This is a genomic window from Kribbella sp., from assembly GCF_035655035.1.
Lineage (GTDB): Bacteria > Actinomycetota > Actinomycetes > Propionibacteriales > Kribbellaceae > Kribbella.
Map to the genome: position 1 here is coordinate 1 of NZ_DASRVN010000137.1, position 4,324 is coordinate 4,324.

The 4,324-nt window shown below is 69.2% G+C and carries 4 protein-coding genes and 3 tRNA genes; 1 reads left to right on the forward strand and 6 read right to left on the reverse strand.

Annotated elements, in window-relative coordinates; genetic code table 11:
- Positions 1-2: 2 nt before the first annotated feature.
- The 3 genes from VFF46_RS08080 to VFF46_RS08090 form a co-directional block, all read right to left on the reverse strand.
- Positions 3-78: transfer RNA gene (locus VFF46_RS08080), tRNA-Phe, on the reverse strand.
- A 45-nt stretch (positions 79-123) separates the two neighbouring features.
- Positions 124-200: transfer RNA gene (locus tag VFF46_RS08085), tRNA-Asp, on the reverse strand.
- Between the two features lie 59 nt (positions 201-259).
- Positions 260-332, reverse strand: a tRNA-Glu gene (locus VFF46_RS08090).
- Positions 333-416: 84 nt separating this feature from the next.
- On the opposite strand from VFF46_RS08090, the gene VFF46_RS08095 reads away from it, so the two are divergent.
- Positions 417-767 (forward strand): metallopeptidase family protein, encoded by a 351-nt coding sequence (locus tag VFF46_RS08095; protein WP_414673043.1) that lies wholly within the window; start codon positions 417-419, stop codon positions 765-767.
- Positions 768-826: 59 nt separating this feature from the next.
- On the opposite strand, the gene VFF46_RS08100 is transcribed toward VFF46_RS08095, so the two are convergent.
- The 3 genes from VFF46_RS08100 to VFF46_RS08110 all read right to left on the reverse strand — a co-directional run.
- Entirely contained in the window at positions 827-1,555 is a 729-nt protein-coding gene (locus VFF46_RS08100; protein WP_325036405.1) for a polyprenol monophosphomannose synthase, read from the reverse strand.
- A gap of 130 nt (positions 1,556-1,685) precedes the next feature.
- Positions 1,686-3,548 carry a hypothetical protein gene (locus VFF46_RS08105; RefSeq protein WP_325036406.1) on the reverse strand — a complete coding sequence of 621 codons (1,863 nt, stop codon included), beginning with the start codon at positions 3,546-3,548 and terminating at the stop codon, positions 1,686-1,688.
- Between the two features lie 10 nt (positions 3,549-3,558).
- Positions 3,559-4,324, reverse strand: a 766-nt coding sequence (locus VFF46_RS08110; protein ID WP_325036407.1) for a glycoside hydrolase family 38 C-terminal domain-containing protein, incomplete at its 5' end; no start/stop codon positions are given.

Consider the following 4,324-nt stretch of genomic DNA (forward strand, 5'->3'; position numbering starts at 1 on the left):
TGTGGTGGTCAGGGGCGGTCTCGAACCGCCGACCTTCCGCTTTTCAGGCGGACGCTCTACCAGCTGAGCTACCTGACCGGGGAGAAAGTTCGGCGGCGGTGTTTGGACACCGCCGCCTTCTCCTGGCGACCCAGACGGGACTCGAACCCGCGACCTCCGCCGTGACAGGGCGGCACGCTAACCAACTGCGCCACTGGGCCTTGCGACTCGATGATCTTACAGCATCTTCGAGCTTGGTTTTGCACCGGCCGGTTGGCCGTATCCCCAACGGGATTCGAACCCGCGTTACCGCCTTGAAAGGGCAGCGTCCTAGGCCACTAGACGATGGGGACTCGGACCCGCGGGAGCCGAAGCTCCAGGGACAGCCGTAAGCATAGAGGAGACCGCGCCAGCTTCCAAAACGAGATACTGGTGGGGTGATCGAGATGAGCCGGGCCGACTTCGAGGGGCTGGTGTCGCTGGCGCTGGACGAGGTGCCGGAGGAACTCGCGCAGCTGATCGACAACGTGGCGGTGTTCGTCGAGGACGAGCCGCCGGCGGGGGATCCGGAGCTGCTCGGGATCTACGAGGGGATCCCGCTGACCGAGCGCGGGCACTACTACGGCGGCGTACTGCCGGACCGGATCACGATCTACCGGATCCCGACGCTGAGGATCTGCGAGACCGTCGACGACGTGGTGGAAGAGGTACACATCACAGTCGTGCACGAGATCGCCCACCACTTCGGCATCGACGACGCCCGCCTGCACCAGCTCGGCTACGGCTGACGGGCAGGCCGAGACCGCCGTACGGCGACGTTCGTACGGCGGTGGGTGCTACGCGAGGTTCAGGAGCGGCCGAGGAGGAGTTTCCAGGGCATCAGGGCTGATTCGAGTTGGACCTTGAGGGACATCTTGGAGACGCCTTCGGTGCGTTCCTCGAAGCGGATCGGGGTTTCGGCGATCTTCAGGCCGCGCTTGACCGTGCGGTAGTTCATCTCGACCTGGAACGAGTACCCGTTGCTGGCGATCGAGGCGACGTCGATCCAGCGGAGGGTGTCGGCCTTCCAGGCCTTGAAGCCGGCGGTGGCGTCCTTCACGTGCAGCCGCAGGATGGCGTTCACGTAGAAGTTCGCCCAGGCGGACAGTGCGCGGCGGTGCCAGCCCCACTCGGCCGCGGCGGAGCCGCCGGGGACGTACCGGGAGCCGATCACCACGCCGGCGTCGGTGGTCCGCAGCATCTCGACCATCGTCGGGATGACCGAGGCCGGGTGCGACAGGTCGGCGTCCATCTGGATGACGATGTCGGCACCCTCGTCGAGCGCGCGGGTGATCCCGGCCACGTACGCGCGGCCGAGGCCGTCCTTCGCTGTCCGGTGCAGTACGCCGACCTTCTCCGGCGACTTCTTCGCCAGCTCGTCGGCGACGTCACCGGTCCCGTCGGGGGAGTTGTCGTCGACAACCAGAAGCTCCAGGCCGGGCAGGTTGAGGTCGGACAGCAGTCCGGCCAGCACAGGCAGGTTTTCCCGCTCGTTGTAGGTCGGTACGACGACCACGATCTTGGCTAGCTCACCCATGACTTTCCTTCGTCGGAGACACCGGACGCTATCGCATCCGCGCGCGGAGTCGTGCACCTGTTCGCGCTCGGTGTCGATATCGGTACGACGAACCCGACGGGGCGCCGAGTTCCCGAGCGCGGAAAGGAGGTCACCAGTCGACGTCCGGCAGCGCCAGGGCCTCCTCACTGGCCAGCAGGAGCATGCCGACACACCAGGAGTGCGAGAGCGTGAGGATCGCGCCGGGCGGCCCGAAGCACCGGGTCTGGTAATAGCGCTCCGTGACCATGCCCCGACGGGCGTTGAAGTCGCCGTCGTGACGGGCCACGAACTGTCGGGCGAATCGCAGGTGCTCGACCGCGGACCGGGCGTATCCGGCGTCGCCGGTCAGGGCCGAGAGCGTGACGAGCTCGGCGGTGCAGATGAGGCCGTAGTTGTGGAGGTGCTGGTTCGACGGGCTCGCCTGGTCGCCGCCGCGGCTGCGGAAGCCGTACGTCGCCAGCAGCGTCTCGGGCGCGAACTGTACGTCGTAGCTGTAGCGGAACGTGAGCATCCAGTCGGCGGCGGTTCGCGCGAGGTCGAGCCACTCGTCCGACGGATCGATCCGGTGCAGCCCCAGGTAGGCGAGGAGTGCGGCGTACCCGTCCTCGCAGGTCGGAGCCAGGTCCACGTCCTCGGGTGCGCCGCACAGCGACTCGTCGCGCACGAACGTCGCGTAGTACCGCCCGCCGCGACGGGCGGCCTCGCGGAAGCGGTCGTCGCCGAACAGCTCGTACGCCGCTGCCATCGCGCCGACCCAGGTCAGCCCCGCAGCTCCGCGCCGGGACAGCACCTCGCCGGTCTCCAGGTGGTAGAGGCTCCCGAAGTTGCCGTCGGCCTCCTGGGCGGTCAGGGCGAACTCCAGGTTGCTGAGCACCGCCGTACGCCAGGCCGGATGGTCGGGCTCCGCGGCGAGCGCCCGGATCGCGAACAGCGTGGCCTCCGCGAGCGTGCGCGCGTGCAGGCCGCCCGGCACCGGCGTCCAGGATCCCGACCAGCCGTGCTCGGCGTACCAGGTACCGAAGAAGGTGCCGGCCGGGGTCAGGTTGGCCGTGATGTGGTCGATGACCGCCGTACCTGCGTCGACGTACGCCGGGTTGCCGACGCGCCGGCCGTGCCGCAGCAGCGCGTACGCGTAGGGGATGCCGCTCACCCAGGCGACATGCATCGCGAGCCGGTCGCCGCGCCCGCCCAGGTCGCCGACCAGCTCGCGGTCGAACAGCGCGGTCTCGATCAGGACCGCCGGGTCCTCACGGTAGTGCCAACGCCAGAGCCCGTACGCCGTCAGCTCGGCAGCCTGACGTAGATCGACCCAGGGGACGACCGGCGGACGGGCGGAGCGGTCCCGCAGCGTGCTGAGCACGGGAGCGTAGCTGTGCCGGTCCGGAGGCAGCGTCCACAGGCCGACCTGGATCTCGTGGCTCTCACCCGGGTGCCATCGGTGGGACTCCGCGAGCGGATCGACGCCGTGCGGCTCGCCGACGTAGCTGAACGGCTCCTCGCGGTAGGGCAGGGAGATCCAGATCGTCGCCGGGTGGTCCGGTCCGGCGCCGAGGCCGAGGCCGCTGAGCCCGAGCGCGGTGTTCGCCGCGACGGACAGTGCCACGCCACCGTCGTTGCCCCAGGCAAAGACCGCCGGAGTCGCCGCGCGGTCGGCACGGAACGCCCAGCAGTCGGCGGTCAGCGTCTCCCGGTCCTGCGCGCCCGGCTCGTACCGCGGATAGATCCGCTCACAGGCGGGATCGCGGTTGGCGCCGTAGAACAGGCCCGGAATGAGCCACCGCGGCGGCCCATCCGGGACCGCGACCTCGAGGCGCACGCGGGCGTCTGTGGCGGCGGCTCCGATGTATTGCGCCCGCAGCCGCACGGATTCCTCGCTCGGACCGGCGGGCGTGCGGGCGAGGTAGATCCGCCAGTCCGGCTCGGTCTCGATCGGCGAGCCGTCAGCGGCCTCGACAGTTACCGTCAGCTTCACGGGCCACCTCTCATCCGCCCGGGAACGGCGGCGGTTGCGCCGGATCCCACTCGAGCAGGTCGACTTCGACCGGTGCGATCTCGGCGTCGGCGGCGAGTCGCAAGGTCTTGATCTCGTGCGGTCTGAAGGTGGCGCCGAAGGAGCGCCCCAGGACGTCGATCGTGACCTCGGCAGCTCGGCCCGCGGACTCGTACGCACGCAGAACCGTGGCTCCGTCGTTGTCCTCGGCCCGCTTGAGCACGGAGACCACCACGTGGTCGGCTCCTGCCACGGTCAGGTAGGACTGAGCTTGCGGCAGGGGACCGGCGTGAAAGCATTCGATCAGCGGTGTCACCCGTTGGTTGAGCTCGGCGGCCCGGCGTACGACGGCCGTGGCTCGCCAGTCGCCGTCGTGCGGCAGCAATCGGTAGGTGAACCGCTGGACACCCTGGTCGAGATACTCGTACACGCCGTCCTCGTCCAGTTGCCGTGGATCGTGCCAGGCGAAGACCGGAGACCGCACCGCCGTCATCGCGAGGACGGACCGCCCCTCGGTCGTGCCATCCACCGCGAACGAGTACTTGCCGTCGTTCAGCACGGACACGCCGCCGTCCGTCCCGGAGACGTCGACCCAGGCGTGCGACGGCACTTCTTCGCGGTTCTGCTCCCGCACCAGTTGCCCGTACGGGATCTCGTGAGTCGCCTGCGGCTCCCGCACCGCGAACGGGAAGCACAGCTTCAGCGCCTTCAACCGCTCGCGCCAGTCCACCGTGACGCGTACTTCGACCGCGTCGGAC

What these genes read in the sequence shown, in the direction of transcription:
- VFF46_RS08100 (WP_325036405.1), bottom strand. Translation starts at nt 1,555, where the DNA reads ATGGGTGAGCTAGCCAAGATCGTGGTCGTCGTACCGACCTACAACGAG.